General features: G+C 72.2%; 16 protein-coding genes. 7 read left to right on the top strand and 9 right to left on the bottom strand.

Annotated features, from left to right (window positions below; all coding sequences use genetic code 11):
• Window positions 1-25 precede the first annotated feature (25 nt).
• The 5 genes from ABD346_RS07250 to ABD346_RS07230 all read right to left on the bottom strand — a co-directional run bounded on the left by ABD346_RS07250 (window position 26) and on the right by ABD346_RS07230 (window position 5,261).
• Window positions 26-1,486, bottom strand: a complete 1,461-nt coding sequence (locus ABD346_RS07250; RefSeq protein ID WP_344373116.1) for a peptidoglycan D,D-transpeptidase FtsI family protein — start codon at window positions 1,484-1,486, stop codon at window positions 26-28.
• Window positions 1,487-1,550: 64 nt separating this feature from the next.
• Entirely contained in the window at window positions 1,551-2,204 is a 654-nt protein-coding gene (locus ABD346_RS07245) for a response regulator transcription factor (protein ID WP_344373113.1), read from the bottom strand.
• A complete protein-coding gene (locus ABD346_RS07240) occupies window positions 2,201-3,421 on the bottom strand; it encodes a sensor histidine kinase (RefSeq protein WP_344373110.1) in 1,221 nt (406 codons plus the stop codon). Before ABD346_RS07240 ends, ABD346_RS07245 begins: the two co-directional genes overlap by 4 nt.
• Window positions 3,421-4,401, bottom strand: coding sequence for a hypothetical protein (locus tag ABD346_RS07235; RefSeq protein WP_344373107.1), 981 nt, complete (start codon window positions 4,399-4,401; stop codon window positions 3,421-3,423). The genes ABD346_RS07240 and ABD346_RS07235 overlap by 1 nt, the downstream gene beginning before the upstream one ends.
• 89 nt (window positions 4,402-4,490) lie before the next feature.
• Window positions 4,491-5,261: an IclR family transcriptional regulator gene (locus tag ABD346_RS07230; RefSeq protein ID WP_053729383.1), complete on the bottom strand. Its 771-nt coding sequence runs from the start codon at window positions 5,259-5,261 to the stop codon at window positions 4,491-4,493.
• A gap of 152 nt (window positions 5,262-5,413) precedes the next feature.
• Between ABD346_RS07230 and ABD346_RS07225 the strand changes: the two genes are divergently transcribed.
• Both ABD346_RS07225 and ABD346_RS07220 read left to right on the top strand, forming a co-directional pair.
• Window positions 5,414-6,943, top strand: a complete 1,530-nt coding sequence (locus ABD346_RS07225) for an aldehyde dehydrogenase (NADP(+)) (protein WP_344373104.1) — start codon at window positions 5,414-5,416, stop codon at window positions 6,941-6,943.
• Window positions 6,940-7,551: a DUF1349 domain-containing protein gene (locus ABD346_RS07220; protein WP_344373101.1), complete on the top strand. Its 612-nt coding sequence runs from the start codon at window positions 6,940-6,942 to the stop codon at window positions 7,549-7,551. Before ABD346_RS07225 ends, ABD346_RS07220 begins: the two co-directional genes overlap by 4 nt.
• A gap of 318 nt (window positions 7,552-7,869) precedes the next feature.
• On the opposite strand, the gene ABD346_RS07215 is transcribed toward ABD346_RS07220, so the two are convergent.
• The gene (locus ABD346_RS07215) at window positions 7,870-9,249 is read right to left on the bottom strand and encodes an MFS transporter (RefSeq protein WP_344373098.1); all 1,380 of its coding nucleotides are present in this window, start codon (window positions 9,247-9,249) and stop codon (window positions 7,870-7,872) included.
• 70 nt (window positions 9,250-9,319) lie between these two features.
• Here ABD346_RS07215 and ABD346_RS07210 point away from each other — a divergent pair, with 70 nt between their 5' ends.
• The 3 genes from ABD346_RS07210 (at window position 9,320) to ABD346_RS07200 (ending at window position 12,205) form a co-directional block, all read left to right on the top strand.
• Window positions 9,320-10,279, top strand: a complete 960-nt coding sequence (locus tag ABD346_RS07210; protein WP_344373095.1) for a GlxA family transcriptional regulator — start codon at window positions 9,320-9,322, stop codon at window positions 10,277-10,279.
• An 85-nt stretch (window positions 10,280-10,364) separates the two neighbouring features.
• Complete coding sequence (locus ABD346_RS07205) at window positions 10,365-11,072, top strand: DsbA family oxidoreductase (RefSeq protein ID WP_344373092.1); 708 nt, start codon at window positions 10,365-10,367, stop codon at window positions 11,070-11,072.
• Window positions 11,073-11,155: 83 nt separating this feature from the next.
• Entirely contained in the window at window positions 11,156-12,205 is a 1,050-nt protein-coding gene (locus ABD346_RS07200; protein WP_344373089.1) for an aminotransferase class V-fold PLP-dependent enzyme, read from the top strand.
• Between the two features lie 40 nt (window positions 12,206-12,245).
• Here the strand turns inward: ABD346_RS07200 and ABD346_RS07195 are convergent, their stop codons facing one another.
• Window positions 12,246-12,746: a MarR family winged helix-turn-helix transcriptional regulator gene (locus ABD346_RS07195; RefSeq protein ID WP_189961299.1), complete on the bottom strand. Its 501-nt coding sequence runs from the start codon at window positions 12,744-12,746 to the stop codon at window positions 12,246-12,248.
• 102 nt (window positions 12,747-12,848) lie between these two features.
• On the opposite strand from ABD346_RS07195, the gene ABD346_RS07190 reads away from it, so the two are divergent.
• Together ABD346_RS07190 and ABD346_RS07185 are read left to right on the top strand one after the other, a co-directional pair.
• On the top strand, window positions 12,849-13,922 hold the full coding sequence (locus ABD346_RS07190; RefSeq protein WP_344373084.1) for an alkene reductase: 1,074 nt from the start codon (window positions 12,849-12,851) through the stop codon (window positions 13,920-13,922).
• Window positions 13,923-13,971: 49 nt separating this feature from the next.
• The gene (locus ABD346_RS07185; RefSeq protein WP_344373326.1) at window positions 13,972-14,673 is read left to right on the top strand and encodes a hypothetical protein; all 702 of its coding nucleotides are present in this window, start codon (window positions 13,972-13,974) and stop codon (window positions 14,671-14,673) included.
• Window positions 14,674-14,699: 26 nt separating this feature from the next.
• On the opposite strand, the gene ABD346_RS07180 is transcribed toward ABD346_RS07185, so the two are convergent.
• A complete protein-coding gene (locus tag ABD346_RS07180) occupies window positions 14,700-15,350 on the bottom strand; it encodes a hypothetical protein (protein WP_344373081.1) in 651 nt (216 codons plus the stop codon).
• A 149-nt stretch (window positions 15,351-15,499) separates the two neighbouring features.
• Complete coding sequence (gene thpD / locus ABD346_RS07175) at window positions 15,500-16,360, bottom strand: ectoine hydroxylase (RefSeq protein ID WP_344373078.1); 861 nt, start codon at window positions 16,358-16,360, stop codon at window positions 15,500-15,502.
• Window positions 16,361-16,362 lie beyond the last annotated feature (2 nt).

The following is a 16,362-nucleotide window of genomic DNA, read 5'->3' as shown; positions in this document are numbered from 1 at the left end:
GTCCGCGTGCGCCCCGGGCCGGGCTTCACTGCGAGGCCAGTGCGGCCTTCATCATCGCCTGGGCGACCGGGCCCGCCAGGCCGTTGCCGCTGACCTCGGAGCGCTCGGCGTCGGAGTCCTGGATGACCACGGCCACCGCGACCTCCTTGCCGGTCTTCGCGTCCTTGGCGAACGAGGTGAACCAGGCGTACGGCTTCTTGGAGTTGTCCACTCCGTGCTGGGCCGTGCCCGTCTTGGCGCCGACCTCCAGGCCGCCGATCTTCGCGTTGGACCCGGTGCCGTCGGTGACGACCGAGACCATCGCGCTGTACATCTGCTGAGCCGTCTTCGACGACATGATGCGTTTCCCGTCCGAGTCCGAGTAGGACTGGAGGGTGCTTCCCTTGGAGTCCGTCACCTTGGACACCATGTGGGGTGAGGACATGACACCGTCGTTGGCTATGGCGGCCGACACCATCGCCATCTGCATCGGCGTCGCCGTCACATCGAACTGGCCGATGCCGGACAACGCCGTCGACGACGCGTTCATGTTCTTCGGGTACACACTCGCCTGGGCGCGTACCGGAACGTCCAGCTTCGCGTCGTTGAAGCCGAACTTCTCGGCCATCGCCCGCACCTTGTCCTGGCCCAGGTCCACGGCCATCTTGCCGAAGACGTTGTTGCAGGAGTATTCGAGCGCGGTACGGATCGAGGCGTTCTCGCAGGGCGCGGACGCCGACTCGTTGCGCAGATCCGTCGTCGTGCCCGGCATCCGGTACGGGTTGGGGCTCGTCGTCTTCTCGTCGATCGAGGAGTAGAGGCCGTTCTCAAGCGCCGCCGACGCCACCACCAGCTTGAACGTGGAGCCCGGCGCCAGCGGCTGGCGCAGCGCCCGGTTGAGCATCGGCTGGCTCTTGTCCTCGGACAACTGCTTCCACACGTCGCCGTCGGCGGAGGAGGATCCCGCGATCTTCGACGGGTCGTACGACGGGGTGGAGACCATGCCGAGGATGCGCCCGGTCTTCGGGTCCATCGCGACGGCCGCGCCCTCCTTGTTGCCCAGTGCCTGGAAGCCGGCCTTCTGCACCGCCGGGTCGATCGTCGTCAGGACGTCACCGCCGGGCGCGCGCTGCCGGGTGAGCGCGTCGAAGGGGTTCTGCATGCGCGGGTCGCTGCCGTCGAGGACCTTGGAGTAGATCCCCTCCAGCTGGGTCGATCCGTACACCTGCGAGGCGAAGCCCGTGACCGGCGCGTACATCGGCCCGTCCTTGTAGCTGCGCTGGTAGGCGAGATCGCCGCTCTTCGTCCTTTCCGAGCCGGTGACCGGCGAGCCGGCCACGATGATGTCCCCGAGCGGCTGCGAGTACTCCGCGATGGTGTTCCGCCGGTTCAGCTTGTCGTCCGCGAGGGCCTGGCCTTTGTAGAACTGCACATAGGTGGCTCGTCCGAGGAGGGCGAGCACCATCAGCAGACAGAAGACCGAGGCGCGCCTGATTGTCTTGTTCATCCCGTACGCAAGACGGACGGGCCGGAGCGCGGAGTTCCTGTTGTCCCGGTTTCTCAGGAAACCTTCATCGGGGCCGTACGAAGCCCGACTCGTACGCCGCGATCACCGCCTGGGTGCGGTCGCGGGTGCCCGTCTTGGCCAGGACCGAGGCGACATGGGTCTTCACGGTGGCAGGTCCCACCCCCATCCGTCCGGCGATCTCCGCGTTGGTGAGGCCCGTCGTCATCAGGCGGAGCACCTCCGCCTCGCGCTCGGTGAGCCGGGTTGTCCAGGGGGCCGCGGCGCGGGCGGACGCGTGCTGGGCGGCCAGCTCGCGGACCTTCGCGGGGAACAGGAGCGAGTCGCTGCGCGCGACCAGGCGGACCGCCTGGATCAGCTCCTCGGCGGCGGCCCGCTTCAGGAGGAACCCGGAGGCGCCCGCGCGCAGCGCGTCGTACACGTAACTGTCGTTCTCGAAGGTCGTGACCACCACGATCCTCGGCGGCGCGGCCAGCGTGGCCAGGATCTGCTCGGTGGCGCGGATGCCGTCGATCTCGGGCATCCGGACGTCCATCAGAACGACGTCGGGAAGCCTGTCGCGGACGACCGAGACGGCCTCGGCGCCCGTGGTGGCCTCGCCGACGACCTCCAGGCCGGGCTCGGCGTCGAGGATCACCCGCAGCGCCGTGCGCACCATCCGCTCGTCGTCGGCGACCACCACCCGGACCGCGTCGCTCATCGCGCACCGCCGAGCGGGAGGCGGGCGCTGAGCCGCCAGACATCTCCGGCCGGGCCCGCCGAGGCGTGTCCGCCGAGCAGCACGGCCCGCTCGGCGATGCCGCGCAGGCCGCGTCCGCCGCCCGGCCGCACCACCGGCGCGCCCCCGGACAGGGGGTTCTCCATCATGAGAGCCAACTCTCCGCCATCCAGGGCGAGTTGAAGGGTGACGGGGGAACTCCCGCCATGGCGAAGGGCGTTGCTCAGGCCCTCCTGGACGATCCGGTACGCCTCCCGGGAGACCAGCTCGGGCACCGAGGCCGGATCGCCCTTCAGGGAGTACGCCACCTTCAGACCCGTGCGGGACAGCAGGCCCTCCAGGGCAGCGAGGTCCGGCGTCGCGAGATCGCCGTCGTCCTGGCGCAACAGGCCGAGGACGGAGTCGAGTTCGCCGACCGTGCGCCGGGTGGTCTCCTCGATGGCGGCGAGCGCCTCGCGTACGAACTCGGGGTCCGAGTCCAGGACGCGGCGGGCCGCGCTCGCCTGGAGCGTCACCGCGCTCAGGGCGTGACCCACCGAGTCGTGCAGCTCGCGCGCGAGCCGGTTGCGTACGGCCAGCTCCGCCGCGCGCTGCTCGGCGGCGGCCAGGCGGTCGGCGGGTGACGGGCCGAGCAGGACCGGCGCGAGCCGGGCGAGCAGCGCCCCGGCCGCCGCCGAACAGGCCGCCAGGGCAATCAGCATCGCGACCCCGGCGACCGGGGCGCACGCGATGCCCCAGCCGCCGGCGAGCGGGCCGGAGGTGCTGTACACGGTGTGGCGCAGGCCCGGGGAGACGGGCAGCACGATCAGGAACACCGTGAACGGGGGCAGCGCCAGGCTCATCCCGCTCAGGATCCCGCCGAGCGCGACATGCAGCGTGTACCAGGCGGAGGTGCGCAGGCGGGCGTCCCGGGAGCGCGCGGGCCCGTCGGCGAGCGCTGCCGGATCCACCCCGGACAGTGCCCGCGCGCCGAACACGAGCAGCGGCCGGGCGATGGGCACCAGGCCGGTGACGGCCGCGAACGGCAGCGCCACGGCGAAGGTGACGAGCGCACGCGGGAACGAGTCGAAGGAGCTGACCCCGGGCGCGGAAGAGCCGACGATGACCGAGCTCACCAGGAAGTACGGCATCAACAGGGCCCCGCCGATGACCAGATGGACCCAGCGGTGGCGCGCCCGCACGCCGAACAGCGCGCGCATCACGGCATACGGCCCGGGCGGCGGGAGCGTCCGGCGAAGAAGTGGGCGCCGATGGCGGCGGCAAGTATCCCGGCGATCATCTGCACAGCGTAAGTGAGGTCCATCGTCACGGTGGGGCCGTCTGCCGAGCCGTCCGTGACGGTGAGGGCGGAGAGCCAGCCGCCCCAGCATGCGGTGGCGCCCGAGCCCAGCCATGCCAGGGCCAGCGGCACCCGGAGCGGCAGCGACCGGCCGAGCCCGAGGGCGACCATGAGCACCCCGGCCGCGCCAAGGACGGCGAACGCCGCGAACACCGCCTCCACGACGTACTGGTCGCAGGTCCGCCCCTCGGCCATGGACGGGCTCAGGCCCGCCGCCGACCCCGTCGACCACAGCAGGTGCGTTCCGGCCGGAAGCAGCGAAAGCACCGCCACGGCGACGGCGGCCGTCCGCTGTGCGGGCCGTACGGCGCCGTCCGGGAGCTCGCCGAGCCGGCCGCGCCACAGGTGCCCCCAGCGGTCGCGGGCGTACAGCGCGAACAGGGTGCCGAGCGCGAGGCCCTGGACGATGAAACCGGTGTAGACGACACCGAAGACCCACTCGTCGAGGAAGGGGGTGCTCGCGGGGCCGGAAGACGTCCCGACGGCGGTGCCGCTCAGCGCGCGCACCAGGAGCTGGAGCGGGTATCCGGTCATGACCGGCGCGAGCAGTCCGGTGGCGAGCCACATCGGCAGCACGAGCAGCCAGGCCTTCACCCGCAGCCCCCACGGCCGGGTCAGGAGCAGCGCGAGGACGACCACGCACGAGTCCATGAGCACCGAGGCGCTGTTGGCCGCCGCCATCCGGCCGCGGTGTGCGAGCAGGACGCTGTGGTCCGGGATGCCCAGGTGGCTGCCCGCGACCCAGGCGATCTTGAGGGCGAGGTAGGGCAGGCAGGCAGCGATGGCGACGGCCCGCAGGGCGGGACGGAGCGCGGGGCGCGTGAGAGCGGCGGTTGTCATGACCTCACGCTCCCGCGCGGCCGCACCCCGCCGCGTCCTGCGCCCCGATGATCCGCCTCCGCCGTACGGGGGAGGGGAGGGGGGACCCGTCAGAGGCGGCGGGTCGCCAGCGTCAGGCGGTCCCGGGCGTCGAACAGGGCGTCCTTCACCATCTGTTCGTGGGCCGGGGTGAGCCGGGCCACCGGCACCGAGCAGCTGATCGCGTCGCGGGCCGGGGTGCGGTACGGGATCGCGACGCCGAAGCAGCGCAGGCCGAGCGTGTTCTCCTCGCGGTCCACGGCATAGCCCTGCTCGCGGATGAGGTGCAGCTCCTCGATGAGCTTCTCGCGGTCGGTGATGGTGTGCTCGGTGAGCTGCTGGAGGGTCTCCGGGAGCAGCTTGCGCACCTGCTCGTCGCTGTGGGTGGCGAGCAGCGCCTTGCCGAGCGAGGTCGAGTGGGCCGGCAGGCGGCGGCCGACCCGGGTGAAGGGGCGCAGGTAGTGCTGGGACTGGCGGGTGGCGAGGTAGACCACGTTCGTGCCGTCGAGGCGGGCGAGGTGGATCGTCTCGGTGGTGTCGTCCGAGAGCCGGTCGAGGGTGGGGCGGGCCGCCGCCACCACCTCGTCGCCGTCGATGTACGAGGTGCCGACCAGCAGGGCCCGCACGCCGATGCCGTACCGGGTGCCCGTCGCGTCGGTCTCCACCCAGCCGAGCTCGACCAGCGTGCGCAGAAGCATGTACAAACTGGACTTCGGGTAGCCAACCGCTTCCTGGACCGCGGCGAGGGAGTGCATTCCGGGCCGCCCTGCGAAATACTCGAGCAACTCGACGGTCCGCACCGCGGACTTGACCTGTGCTCCACCTGAATCGGCAGCCGACATCCAGCACCCCGCTCCTTCTCGCCGAGGCTTCTTGCCAAGGCGGAACGCCCGTCAATAGAGTCCCAGCATATTCAGCATCGGGAACTCTGTTCAGAATACCGAACAAGTCCTGGTGGGTGGCAGGAGCGGACCGGCAGTGGAAGGACAACGTGGTGAGCGCAGCAGCACCAGTCTGGAGTGTCGACCCCCGAACGGGGAAGCCGCGTGAAGAGGTTGCGGTCGAAGCCACGCCCCAAGAGGTCGACCAGGCCGTCAGGGCCGCCCACGCCGCCCGCGGGGCGCTGGCCGGCCTGAGCGTACGGGCCGTCTTCCTGCGGACCGCGGCCGACCTCCTGGACGCCTCGGCCGAGCACGTGGTGGAGGCCGCCGACGCCGAGACGGCGCTCGGCCCGGTCCGGCTCAAGGGCGAACTGGCCCGGACCACCGCCCAGTTGAGGGCGTTCGCCGAGGCCGTCGAGGACGGTTCCTTCCTCGACATACGCATCGACCACGCCGACCCGTCCCGCACCCCGCCGTGGCCGGACCTCAGGCGCGTCAAGATCCCGCTCGGTGTCGTCGCCGTCTACTCGGCCTCCAACTTCCCGCTCGCCTTCTCCGTGCCCGGCGGTGACACCGCGAGCGCGCTCGCGGCCGGCTGCCCGGTCGTCGTCAAGGCGCACCCGGACCACCCGGCGACCTCGGAGCTCTGCGTCTCGCTGCTGCGCCGCGCGGCCGTCCGGTCGGGCCTCCCCGAGGGCGTCGTGGCCCTGGTGCACGGCTTCACCGCGGGCGTCGAGCTCGTACGTCATCCGCTGGTGTCGGCCGCCGGGTTCACCGGGTCGGTGCGCGGCGGGCGGGCGCTGTTCGACGCGGCGGCCGCGCGGCCCGTGCCGATCCCCTTCCACGGCGAGCTCGGCTCGCTGAACCCCGTCGTGGTGACGGCGGCCGCCGCCGAGGAGCGCGGCGAGCAGATCGGGGCCGGGCTCGGCACCTCGATGACCATGGGTGTCGGCCAGTTCTGCACCAAGCCCGGCTTCGTGCTCGCCCCCCAGGGCGAGGCGGGCGACGCGCTGATCAAGGCCCTCACGGCGGCCGTCAGCGACACCGACGCCGGGGTCATGCTCGACCACCGGATGCGGGACGCGTTCGTCGCCGGGGTCGCCGAGCGGGCCGCGCTGCCCGGCGTCGAGGCCCCGGTCACGCCCGGCGCGGGCGGCGAGCACACCGTGAGCGGCGGATTCCTGACCGTACCGGCGGCCCTGCTGGCCACGGAGGGCGAGCACGACCTGCTCCTGGAGGAGTGCTTCGGCCCGGTCACCGTCGTCGCCCGGTACGCGGACGCGTCCGAGATCGGCGCGGTGCTCTCGCGCCTTCCGGGCAACCTGACCGCGACCCTCCAACTGTCCTCGGCGGAGGCGGCGGGCGAGGGTTCGGGGTCCCGACTCCTCGCAGAATTGACCCAGTTGGCGGGCCGTGTCCTGGTGGACGGCTGGCCCACCGGGGTCGCGGTGGCCCCCGCCCAGCACCACGGCGGCCCGTACCCGGCGACGACCTCCACCTCCACCTCGGTCGGCGCCACCGCCGTGGAACGCTGGCTGCGCCCGGTCACGTACCAGAGCACCCCCCAGGCCCTGCTGCCGCCGGAACTGCGCGACGAGAACCCGCTGGGGCTGCCCCGCCGCGTGAACGGCACCCTCGGGTGACGGTGCGTCTGCCCGAACTGCCCTTCCCGCTGGAGCCGTTCGGGCCGGAGGCGCCCTGGACGTACGACGACGGGGTCCTCTCGGTACGCGCCGGAGCCCGCCAGGACCGGTTCGTGCCGCCGGGCGGGGAGAGGCTGGAGCCCGCCTCCGACGCGCCCCGGCTGCTCGGGGTCGCCCCCGCGGGCGACTTCCAGCTGATCGCCCGGGCGACCGTCTCCTTCGAGGCGCCCTTCGACGCGGGCGTCCTGTACGTCCACGTGGGCGAGCGGCAGTGGGCCAAGCTCTGCCTGGAGCTCTCGCCGCGGCGGCCGACGATCTGCACGGTCGTCACACGGGGGCTGTCCGACGACGCGAACTCCTGGGAGGTGGAGGGGGACAGCGTCTGGCTGCGGGTCAGCCGGACCGGCAAGGCGTTCGCCTTCCACGCCTCGACGGACGGCGAGCGCTGGATCTTCGTCCGGGTCTTCGCGCTGGGGACGCCGGAGGAGAGTGCTGTGGCCCGGGTCGGCTTCCTGGCGCAGTCGCCTGCGGGTGAGGGGTGCGGGGTGGCGTTCGACTCGGTGGAGTTCCGGGGGTGTGCGTCGCCGGATCTGCGCGACGGAAGCTGACCCTGGGGGCCGTCCCTGGGGCTGCGCCCCAGACCCCGGGAGGCCCCCACCCCACCCCTTCCCTGAACCCGCCGGGGGTGTGTTGGTGGTTCGGGTGCGGGTTGTGTGTGGCTGGTCGCGCAGTTCCCCGCGCCCCTGGCTGGGTTGTCCCCAGCGGGTCGATCCTTGCCGGGCTGGCCCTTGAGGCCTTGGGGGAGTTTGAGGACGAGCGCCCTTGAGGCGCGACAAAGGGGTCTGGGGCGGAGCCCCAGGGCCACCGGCGAGCCGCAGCCGAGTCACACCCCCGGAGGGTCTCGGGAAGGGGCGGGGAGGGGTGTGCTACCTCGCCCGCAGACGCAGGGTGCCCAGTGCCGAAAGGCCGAACAGCCCCGCCGCGACCAGCAGACTCGTCCGCAGGCCCGGCACGAACCCGCCCCCGCCCGCCACCAGCGTCCCGAACACCGCGATGCTCAGCGCCCCCGCCACCTGCCGCCCCGCGTTGAGGACACCCGCCGCCAGCCCCGCCCGCTCCTGCGGCAGTGCCTCCATCATCGCCGCGGTCAGCGCGGGCACCGAGATGCCGCAGCCCAGCGCGAGCGGAACCATCAGGAACGCGGCGAGCAGCGTGGGGGTGTGCTCGTCGGCCAGAAGGAGGACCAACAGGCCCACCAGGGACAGGAGTTGGCCGGCCAGCATCGGGACCCGCGCCCCGTACCGGTTCGACAGCTTGCCCGACAACACGTTCACCACCGGGATCAGTGCCGTCATCGGCAGGAACATCAGGCCGGCCGTCAGGGCCGATTCCCCCCGCACCCGCTGGAAGTACAGGCTGAAGACGAAGATCACCCCGTAGAACGCGACGCTGGCCGCCGCGCCCGCGCCGATGGCGACGACCACCGTGCGGTTGCGGAACAGGCCGAGCGGCACCACGGGGTGGGCGACGCGGCGCTCGATCAGCCAGAACGCCACCCCCGCGGCCACTGCCACCGCGCCCGCCACGACCCTTACCGTGCCCTGTTCGATCACCGCGAAGGCGAGTGCGGCCAGAGCGATCGCCGCCGTCAGCTGGCCCGGCAGGTCCAGCGGCGCGGGGCGGCGCTCGGTGCGCGGTGCGCGGGCGGTCAGGGCGAGGGCCGCGAGGCCGAGGGGCAGGTTGATGAAGAAGATGCCGCGCCAGTCCCACACCGTGGTCAGCGCGCCGCCCGCGACCGGGCCGAGCGCGACGGCGACCGAACCCCCGGCAGCCCAGAGTGCCACCGCCCTGGCCCTCCGCGCCGGGTCCGGATACGCCTGGCGGACCAGGGCGAGGGAGGCGGGCAGGACCACGGCGGCCGCCACGCCCTGGACGACGCGGGCGCCGATCAGTACGTCCAGGTTCGGGGCCAGGCCGCAGGCCGCCGAGGCCAGGGTGAAGACCACCGTGCCCAGCGCGTACGCCTTCGCCGAGCCGATCCGGTCGGCGAAGGCCCCGGTCGAGAGCATCAGCGCGGCGAACGCGAGCGTGTAGGCGTCCACCACCCACTGGAGGCCCGACATGCCGCCGCCGAGGTCGTCGCCGATCGCGGGCAGCGCCACGTTCACCACGGACGCGTCCAGGGTGATCAGCGCGAAGCCGAGCAGGGAGGCGGCGAGGGTCAGGGCGGGGGAGGGCCCGCGCGGCGGCCTCGGGGTCAACTGGCGGTCGGCGGGCGGGGCTTGGAGTGCGGTGTTCGGTGACATGCCTCCAGCTTGGCGAGCGCCGGCCGCGTACAGTAGTGGCCTGAATGCCATACGTCCGGAGGTTCTGGCCATGCCGCTGCACCGGGTCGCCGTCATCGCGCCCTCGCCCGTCTCGATGTTCAACCTCGCCATCCCCGAACTGCTCTTCGGCAAGGTCGAGGTGGCGGGGGAGCCCGGGTACGAGCTGGTCGTCTGCACGCCCGACCCGGGGCCGATCGCCACCACCGGTGGGCTCGATCTGTCGGTGGGGCGGGGGCTCGACGCGGTCGAGGGGGCCGATACGGTGCTCGTCGCCGGGACCGGACAGCGCTACGAGCCCGACCCGCGCACCGTGGCCGTGGTCGCGAAGGCGGCCGCCGAGGGCGTGCGCATCGCGTCCATCTGCAGCGGCGCCTTCGTGCTCGCCGAGGCCGGGCTGCTCGACGGCCGCAGCGCCACCACGTACTGGGAACTCGCCGAGGAACTGGGCAGGCGCTACCCGGCGCTCGATCTGAAGGGCGACGTCCTGTACGTCCAGGACGGCAATGTCATGACCTCGTCCGGATATGCGGCCGGGATCGACCTGTGTCTGCACATCATCCGCACCGACTACGGTGCCGCCGTCGCCAACACGGTGGCCCGCCAGGCGCTGGTCGCGCCGGTGCGGCCGGGCGGGCAGACCCAGTTCACCCAGACCCCGCTGCCCGCCGAGCGCGGCACGGTCTGCGCGGACACCCGGGGCTGGGCGATGCGCAACCTCGACAAGCCGCTCACCCTGACCGACCTGGCCCGGCACGCGGGCGTCAGCGTGCGCACCCTGACCCGGCGCTTCCATGCCGAGAGCGGGGTCAGTCCGCTCCAGTGGCTGTTGCACCAGCGCATCGAGCGGGCCAAGGAGCTCCTGGAGACGACCACCCTCGCCATGGACCAGGTCGCCGAGTCCAGCGGCCTGGGCAGCGCCGACTCCCTGCGCGGCCATCTCGTGCGGCGCACCGGCCTCACCCCGAGCGCCTACCGGGCCACCTTCAGCAGGCTGGCTCCGGCGGCCTGACCTGGGCGGACGCGCTCGGGAATGGGTCGGGCACCCCGCGCGTTGGCCTAAAACGTACGACCTTCAACAAACTGAGAGAAGTGACATGCGCGTCGAGATCTGGAGCGACATCGCCTGCCCGTGGTGCTACATCGGCAAGGCCCGCTTCGAGAAGGGCCTGGCGGAGTTCGCCCACCGCGACGACATCGAGGTGGTCCACCGCTCCTTCGAGCTCGACCCGAGCCGCCCCAAGGGCGACATCGGCCCGGTGATCCCGATGCTGGCCAAGAAGTACGGCCGCACCATCGAGGAGGCCCGTGAGATGGAGGCGCACGTCGCGTCCAACGCGCACGCCGAGGGCCTGGGCTACCTGGCCGACGGCCGCGACCACGGCAACACCTTCGACATCCACCGCGTCCTGCACCTGGCCAAGGCGCGCGGCCGCCAGAGCGAACTGCTCGACCTCGCCTACCGGGCCAACTTCGCCGAGGAGCGCTCCGTCTTCGACGCCGAGGTCCTGGTCGAGATCGCGGTCGCGGCCGGTCTGGACGCCGACGAGGTCCGTACGGTGCTCGCCGACGAGGACGCCTACGCCGACGAGGTGCGCGCGGACGAGCGCGAGGCGGCCGAGCTCGGCGCCAACGCCGTCCCGTTCTTCGTGCTCGACCGGAAGTACGGGATCTCCGGCGGCCAGCCCGCCGAGGTCTTCACACAGGCTCTGGAGCAGGCCTGGCAGGCGCACACCCCGGCCTTGAAGATCGTCGAGGGCGACGCCGAGGCCTGCGGCCCCGAGGGGTGCGAGGTTCCCCGCTGAGGGCCCTTTCATAAGCGTTGCTTAGGGGTCTCAGTCAATTTTGCCCAATTGACTTGGGGTGGGCGGGGATTCAGGGTGGAGTCATGGAACTGGACTCCCTCGCGCGCAGCGAGTTCGCGCCGCAGACCACCTACCTCAACACCGCGAGCACCGGGCTGCTGCCCGCCCGGACCGTGGCGGCCATGGGCGAAGCCGTGGCCGCCTCGGCCGCCGGGGCGCCGACCGACATGTTCGGCGACGTGGAGGCGGCCCGCGCCACCTACGCCCGGCTCGCCGGCGTGCCCGTGCGGCGCGTCGCGGCCGGTGCGTCGGTCGCCGTCTATACCGGGCTCGTCGCGGCCTCCCTGCCCGAAGGCGCCGAAGTCCTCGTCGCGGAGGCCGACTTCAGCTCGGTGGTGAACCCGTTCCACATGCGCCGCGACCTGAAGGTGCGCACCGCCCCGCTGGAGCGGCTCGCCGAGGCGGTGCGGCCGGGTACCGCCCTGGTCGCGGTCAGTGCGGTCCAGTCCGCCGACGGCCGCATCGCCGACCTCGCCGCGATCGGTGAGGCCGCCCGCGCCCACGGCACCCGGACCCTGGTCGACGTGTCCCAGGGCGCGGGCTGGTACCCCGTCGACGCCGACGCGTACGACTTCACGGTGACCGTTGGCTTCAAGTGGCTGACCACCCCGCGCGGGGTCGCCTTCCTCACCGTCCCCGACGACCTCGGCGGCCTGACCCCGGTCTTCGCGGGCTGGGTGGCCGGCGAGCATCCCTGGGACAGCTGCTACGGACCGGTCGAGGAGCTCGCCCACTCCGCGCGGCGGTTCGACGAGAGCCCCGCCCTCTTCTCGTACACCGGGGCCCGCTACTCCCTCGCGCTCGTCGAGGAGCTGGGCACCGAACGCATCCGCGCGCACAACACCGCGCTCGCCGACCGCTTCCGCGCGGGGCTCGCGCCGCTCGGATACGAGCCGGTGGCCGCGCCCGGCTCGGCGATCGTGGCGGTGCCCGGGCTCGGCCACCGCCAGGAGGAGCTGAGCCGCGCGGGCATCGAACTCTCCAACCGTGCGGGCAACCTGCGCGCGGCCTTCCACTTCTACACCTCGGCCGAGGACGTGGACCGGCTGCTCGACCTGCTGCCCGCCCGCTGAGCCCGGGGTGCGTCCGGGGAGCCGAGGCTCCCCGGACGTGTCACTTCCCGCAGCCGGCCTCGTCGCCCGCCGTGCGGCACAGATTGGCCTCGACCTTCCCCAGCAGCCGTGCCAGCTCGGCCTGTTCGGCCGGGTCGAGGCCAGTCAGGGTCTGTTCCTCCAGCTCGCTCCAGGCCGCCTTCACCCGCTCGTGGAGTACGAAGCCGTCCTCGGTCGACTCGACCAGCGAGGCTCGCCGGTCCTTCGGGTCCGGGCTGCGCCGCACATAGCCCGCCTGCTCCAGGCGCTGGAGCATCTTGGTGACCGTCGACGGGTCGAGTTCGAGCAGCTTGATCAGCTCGGACTGCCGGGTCGCCCCCGCGTCCCACAGGTGCATCATCAGGAACTCCTGCCCCGGGTAGAGCCCGATGGCGCGCAGCAGGCGGCCCGCGGCGATGCGGTGCAGCCGGGCCACCCGGGAGACCGCATGGCTGAACGGCCCGCAGGCGGCGGCGCTCGGCAGACGGGAGTACTGGGTACAGGCGGGGTCTTCGGACGTCATGCGCCAAGATTACCTTGGTCGGCCAATTAATGCGTTACAGTGGCTCCCGTCGCCATTACTTGGCCGACCACATATTTCCTGTACGTCTCCTTGGAGGCCGTTGTGACCACCGCTTTCGACCCGATCGACCTGGCCGGCACCCGGCTCGCCAACCGCATCGCCCTGGCGCCCATGACCCGCAGCCGCGCCCATGGCCCGGGCAACTCGCCGACCTCCTCGACGGCCGAGTACTACGCCCAGCGCGCCTCCGCCGGGCTCGTCATCACCGAGGGCGTCCAGCCCTCCGTGGTCGGCCAGGGCTACCCCGACACCCCCGGACTGCACAGCGCCGAGCAGATCGCCGCCTGGCGCAAGGTCACCGACGCCGTGCACGCCAAGGGCGGCCGGATCTTCGCCCAGCTGATGCACGCGGGCCGGATCGGCCACCCCGATCTGCTGCCCGACGGGCTGATCAACGTGGCACCGTCCGCCGTGGCCGCCGCCGGGCAGGTCTACACCCACGAGGGCCCGAAGCCGTTCGTCACCCCGCAGGCGCTGAGCGAGGACCAGATCCGGGTCACCATCGGCGAGTTCGTCTCCGCCGCCCGCAACGCCGTCGAGGCGGGCTTCGACGGGGTCGAGCTGCACGGCGCCAACGGCTACCTCATCCACCAGTTCCTCGCGCCCAACTCCAATGTGCGCACCGACGGCTGGGGCGGCTCGGTCGAAGGCCGCATCCGCTTCGCCGTCGAGGTCACCAAGGCCGTCGTCGCCGAGATCGGCCCCGAGCGCACCGCCATCCGCCTCTCGCCGGGCAACCCGTACAACGACATCGCCGAGCCCGAGCCGCAGCCGACCTACACCGCGCTCGTCGCCGCCCTCGAACCGCTGGGCCTCGCCTATCTGCACGTCCTCGAAGGCAGCCCGGAGCAGCGGGAGTTCACCCTTCAGCTGCGCAAGTCGTTCTCGGGTACGTTCATCCTGAACGCGGCGACCGAAGGGCCGACCGGGCCCGACGCGCTCGCCCTCGTCGAGGACGGCACCGCCGACCTCATCTCCTACGGCGCCCTCTTCCTCGCCAACCCGGACCTGCCGGCCCGGCTCAGGGCGGGCGGCCCCTACAACACCCCCGACCCCGCCACGTTCTTCGGCGGCGACGACCGCGGCTACACCGACTACCCGGCGCTCGACGCGTGAAATCCGCTGGTCCCGGCCCGGGCGTGCGATGCAGTATCGGGCCGTGACCATGCACACGAGCAACACCGGGCCGGTGCGCGAAGCCGTCCGCAACAACGCCGAGTGGTGCGCCGCACTCTGCCGCGCACACGGCATCGCGGGGGAGCCGGGACCGTACGCCTGGACCAGCCCGCGCAGAACCCCGCTCTACTATCCGGACGCGGTGACGCTCACCCCCGAGGCCTCGCCCCGCGACATCGTCGGCCGTATCGATCTCGCGGCACCGGGCGCCTCGGTGAAGGACAGCTTCGCCCGGCTCGACCTGACCGGCGACGGCTTCGAGGTGCTCTTCGACGCGCAGTGGATCCACCGCCCGGCCCCGCAAGCCGCCGGTAAGGGCTGGCAACTCGTGCGTACCGAGGGTGAGTTGGCCGAGTGGGAGCGGGCCTGGTCCGACGGGGACAGTGCAGGGCTCTTCCCGCCGGCACTGCTCGCCGAATCCGCCCACACCTTCCTCGCGGAACGTGACGGGGACGGAAGGATGGTGGCGGGAGCGGTCGCCAGCAGGAGCGGACAGGTGGTGGGCATCTCCAACCTGTACGCGGTCGACGGTGACCGGGACGCCGCCTGGGCCGGCTGTCTCGACACCGTCGCCCGCGCCTGGCCGGGGCTCGCCGTCGTCGGCTACGAGAGCGGCGACGACCTGGCCGCGGCGCTGCGCGCGGGCTTCACCGCGACCGGACCGCTCAGCGTGTGGCTTCACCAGGGCTGAGCGGCCCGCCGTGCGAGTGCCGGGTGTCAGCCGACCGGCTCGCCGTACCAGCGCCACTTCTCCGGGCGGGCCCGCCCCGGCAGGTCCGCCCGGCCGCTGACCCAGAGCAGTACCCGCCAGCGGTCCGGGTCGTCCGGCACGTCCCGGAAGAGGCGGGCGAGCACCCGGTCGCACAGACCGGCGGGCGGGGTCCAGGCGAGACCGAGCCCCTCGGCCACGTCATGCGTGTGCAGCAGGGTCTCCACGATGCCCATCGCCCCGAACCCCTCCGGGTCCGAGACGCCGTAGCCGTGGTACGCCCGTACCTCCGGCGAGGTGGTGCGGACCATCGCGGTGAGCAGGGCGCCGCTCGCCTCCAGGGTCTGAAGGAGCCCGGCCGGCCCCGCCGAGCGATCGGCGTGCACCGCGTTGCGGGGGCCGCCGGGACGTTTCGCCTCCCACAGGTACGGCACCTCGCCGTCCAGTGGCGGCTGGGCGGGACCGAGCTGCACCGCGTAGGCGAAGAGATCGTCCGAGAGGTGCTCGACGGTCTCCCAGCAGTCCCACTCCAGCGTTCCGGCCTGCACGCCCCAGTCCGCCGCGAGCCCGGCCCGCAGCGCGGTCACCGAAAGGCGTACGGCGTGCTCGACGTCGGCGGCGGTGACGGGAGTTCGCGAAGTTTCATCGACCAAGGACATGGGGGGACCGTACCAACGATCTCTGTGCGCACGGTGAGTGCGGCAGCGATGCCGCCGCACCCGGGAGTCGCTCACCGCACCGGCGTGAAGTCCCTCGCCCCGATGCTGTATCTCCCGGGGGCAACCCCCGGACCCCCGGCCGGGAGTCCTCACCGCACCGGCGTGAAGTCCCTCGCCCCAATGAACTCCGGGCGGCGGATCGGGGCCGCGAAGGGTTCCTGTGCCGCGTTCTCCACGCTGTTGAAGACGATGAAGACATTGCTGCGCGGGTACGGGGTGATGTTGTCCCCGGAGCCGTGCATCGCGTTGCAGTCGAACCAGGTCGCCGAGCCCGCCCGGCCGGTGAACAGGCGGATGCCGTGCCGGTCGGCCATCTTGGTGAGTGCCTCGTCGGACGGCGTCCCCGCGTCCTGCATCTGGAGGGACTTCTTGTAGTTGTCCTTCGGGGTGGCGCCCTCGCAGCCGAGGAAGTCCCGGTGCGAGCCGGGCATGATCATCAGGCCGCCGTTGGTGTCGTGGTTCTCGGTCAGCGCGATGGAGACCGAGACCGCCCGCATCCGCGGCAGGCCGTCCTCGGCGTGCCAGGTCTCGAAGTCCGAGTGCCAGTAGAAGCCCGAGGCGCCGAAGCCCGGCTTGACGTTGATCCGCGACTGGTGGACGTACACGTCCGAGCCGAGGATCCGGCGGGCCGTGCCCACCACCCGCTCGTCGTGAACAAGCCGCCCGAAGAGCTCGCTGATCCGGTGCACCTCGAAGACCGAACGCACGGACTGCGACTGCGGTTCGATGATCGACCGCTCGTCGGCACGTACCGAAGGATCGGCGATCAATCGCTCAAGTTCCGAGCGATAGAGCGATACTTCGTCGTCCGTGAGCAGATCTTCGATCGCGAGGAAGCCGTCCTGCTCGAACGATTCGAGCCCGGCGGACGGGCCCCAGACGACCGGGTCCTGGCGGGGCGTGATCACCTCGGCGGTGCCACGGGTGGGGTAGAGATCCTGGGCGGTCATGG

It is taken from the genome of Streptomyces mauvecolor (genome assembly GCF_039532965.1).
GTDB lineage: Bacteria > Actinomycetota > Actinomycetes > Streptomycetales > Streptomycetaceae > Streptomyces > Streptomyces violascens.
The sequence above is the reverse complement of the archived record's forward strand: the minus strand, read 5'-3'. Positions and strand labels throughout refer to the sequence as shown.

Bases quoted from the DNA above. Each gene is read 5' to 3' on its own strand.
- thpD (WP_344373078.1), bottom strand. From the start codon at position 16,360: ATGACCGCCCAGGATCTCTACCCCACCCGTGGCACCGCCGAGGTGATC.
- ABD346_RS07180 (WP_344373081.1), bottom strand. From the start codon at position 15,350: ATGTCCTTGGTCGATGAAACTTCGCGAACTCCCGTCACCGCCGCCGAC.
- ABD346_RS07215 (WP_344373098.1), bottom strand. From the start codon at position 9,249: ATGTCACCGAACACCGCACTCCAAGCCCCGCCCGCCGACCGCCAGTTG.
- ABD346_RS07200 (WP_344373089.1), top strand. From the start codon at position 11,156: ATGGAACTGGACTCCCTCGCGCGCAGCGAGTTCGCGCCGCAGACCACC.
- ABD346_RS07205 (WP_344373092.1), top strand. From the start codon at position 10,365: ATGCGCGTCGAGATCTGGAGCGACATCGCCTGCCCGTGGTGCTACATC.
- ABD346_RS07240 (WP_344373110.1), bottom strand. From the start codon at position 3,421: ATGCGCGCGCTGTTCGGCGTGCGGGCGCGCCACCGCTGGGTCCATCTG.
- ABD346_RS07250 (WP_344373116.1), bottom strand. From the start codon at position 1,486: ATGAACAAGACAATCAGGCGCGCCTCGGTCTTCTGTCTGCTGATGGTG.
- ABD346_RS07235 (WP_344373107.1), bottom strand. From the start codon at position 4,401: ATGACAACCGCCGCTCTCACGCGCCCCGCGCTCCGTCCCGCCCTGCGG.
- ABD346_RS07185 (WP_344373326.1), top strand. From the start codon at position 13,972: ATGCACACGAGCAACACCGGGCCGGTGCGCGAAGCCGTCCGCAACAAC.
- ABD346_RS07195 (WP_189961299.1), bottom strand. From the start codon at position 12,746: ATGACGTCCGAAGACCCCGCCTGTACCCAGTACTCCCGTCTGCCGAGC.
- ABD346_RS07210 (WP_344373095.1), top strand. From the start codon at position 9,320: ATGCCGCTGCACCGGGTCGCCGTCATCGCGCCCTCGCCCGTCTCGATG.
- ABD346_RS07245 (WP_344373113.1), bottom strand. From the start codon at position 2,204: ATGAGCGACGCGGTCCGGGTGGTGGTCGCCGACGACGAGCGGATGGTG.
- ABD346_RS07230 (WP_053729383.1), bottom strand. From the start codon at position 5,261: ATGTCGGCTGCCGATTCAGGTGGAGCACAGGTCAAGTCCGCGGTGCGG.